Below are 2,160 nucleotides of genomic sequence, written 5' to 3' on the forward strand. Positions count from 1 at the left end.
ATCTTAGCTTACAGGGTTAAGATGAAAGCTTAGTATTGCGTTGAATTCTGTCTCTGACGAAGAGCAGAAAAATCATTAAGAGAATTGAAGAACAACTTGTGTGGATTTTTACTGATTGATTAATCGAAATAATTTTCATTGATTGATTGGTTTAAATTACTCGAAGTTTATTTGAGCGAAATTTAAGTCAGTAATTGATGAGCCAGAATTGGCACCTTGTCTTTAAATAAGGTGCAAAATGATTTTAACTGAAGAGTTTGATCATGGCTCAGATTGAACGCTGGCGGCAGGCTTAACACATGCAAGTCGAGCGGAGAGAGGTAGCTTGCTACTGATCTTAGCGGCGGACGGGTGAGTAATGCTTAGGAATCTGCCTATTAGTGGGGGACAACATTTCGAAAGGAATGCTAATACCGCATACGTCCTACGGGAGAAAGCAGGGGATCTTCGGACCTTGCGCTAATAGATGAGCCTAAGTCGGATTAGCTAGTTGGTGGGGTAAAGGCCTACCAAGGCGACGATCTGTAGCGGGTCTGAGAGGATGATCCGCCACACTGGGACTGAGACACGGCCCAGACTCCTACGGGAGGCAGCAGTGGGGAATATTGGACAATGGGCGCAAGCCTGATCCAGCCATGCCGCGTGTGTGAAGAAGGCCTTATGGTTGTAAAGCACTTTAAGCGAGGAGGAGGCTACTTTAGTTAATACCTAGAGATAGTGGACGTTACTCGCAGAATAAGCACCGGCTAACTCTGTGCCAGCAGCCGCGGTAATACAGAGGGTGCAAGCGTTAATCGGATTTACTGGGCGTAAAGCGCGCGTAGGCGGCTAATTAAGTCAAATGTGAAATCCCCGAGCTTAACTTGGGAATTGCATTCGATACTGGTTAGCTAGAGTGTGGGAGAGGATGGTAGAATTCCAGGTGTAGCGGTGAAATGCGTAGAGATCTGGAGGAATACCGATGGCGAAGGCAGCCATCTGGCCTAACACTGACGCTGAGGTGCGAAAGCATGGGGAGCAAACAGGATTAGATACCCTGGTAGTCCATGCCGTAAACGATGTCTACTAGCCGTTGGGGCCTTTGAGGCTTTAGTGGCGCAGCTAACGCGATAAGTAGACCGCCTGGGGAGTACGGTCGCAAGACTAAAACTCAAATGAATTGACGGGGGCCCGCACAAGCGGTGGAGCATGTGGTTTAATTCGATGCAACGCGAAGAACCTTACCTGGCCTTGACATAGTAAGAACTTTCCAGAGATGGATTGGTGCCTTCGGGAACTTACATACAGGTGCTGCATGGCTGTCGTCAGCTCGTGTCGTGAGATGTTGGGTTAAGTCCCGCAACGAGCGCAACCCTTTTCCTTATTTGCCAGCGAGTAATGTCGGGAACTTTAAGGATACTGCCAGTGACAAACTGGAGGAAGGCGGGGACGACGTCAAGTCATCATGGCCCTTACGGCCAGGGCTACACACGTGCTACAATGGTCGGTACAAAGGGTTGCTACCTAGCGATAGGATGCTAATCTCAAAAAGCCGATCGTAGTCCGGATTGGAGTCTGCAACTCGACTCCATGAAGTCGGAATCGCTAGTAATCGCGGATCAGAATGCCGCGGTGAATACGTTCCCGGGCCTTGTACACACCGCCCGTCACACCATGGGAGTTTGTTGCACCAGAAGTAGCTAGCCTAACTGCAAAGAGGGCGGTTACCACGGTGTGGCCGATGACTGGGGTGAAGTCGTAACAAGGTAGCCGTAGGGGAACCTGCGGCTGGATCACCTCCTTAACGAAAGATTGACGATTGGTAAGAATCCACAACAAGTTGTTCTTCATAGATGTATCTGAGGGTCTGTAGCTCAGTTGGTTAGAGCACACGCTTGATAAGCGTGGGGTCACAAGTTCAAGTCTTGTCAGACCCACCATGACTTTGACTGGTTGAAGTTATAGATAAAAGATACATGACTGATGATGTAAGCTGGGGACTTAGCTTAGTTGGTAGAGCGCCTGCTTTGCACGCAGGAGGTCAGGAGTTCGACTCTCCTAGTCTCCACCAGAACTTAAGAGAAGTTCGGATTACAGAAATTAGTAAATAGAGATTTCGGTCTTGGTTTATTAACTTCTGTGATTTAAGTATCACGGTATTAAGCATGACCTGACGAAGGC

At 48.4% G+C, this 2,160-nt stretch carries 2 tRNA genes and 1 rRNA gene; all 3 read left to right on the forward strand.

Annotated elements, in window-relative coordinates:
- Positions 1-245 precede the first annotated feature (245 nt).
- Positions 246-1,783 (forward strand): 16S ribosomal RNA (locus RFW85_RS16625).
- Positions 1,784-1,842: 59 nt separating this feature from the next.
- Positions 1,843-1,919, forward strand: a tRNA-Ile gene (locus RFW85_RS16630).
- Between the two features lie 55 nt (positions 1,920-1,974).
- Positions 1,975-2,050: transfer RNA gene (locus RFW85_RS16635), tRNA-Ala, on the forward strand.
- Positions 2,051-2,160 lie beyond the last annotated feature (110 nt).

This window comes from Acinetobacter sp. 12966 (assembly GCF_031196995.1).
Lineage (GTDB): Bacteria > Pseudomonadota > Gammaproteobacteria > Pseudomonadales > Moraxellaceae > Acinetobacter > Acinetobacter geminorum.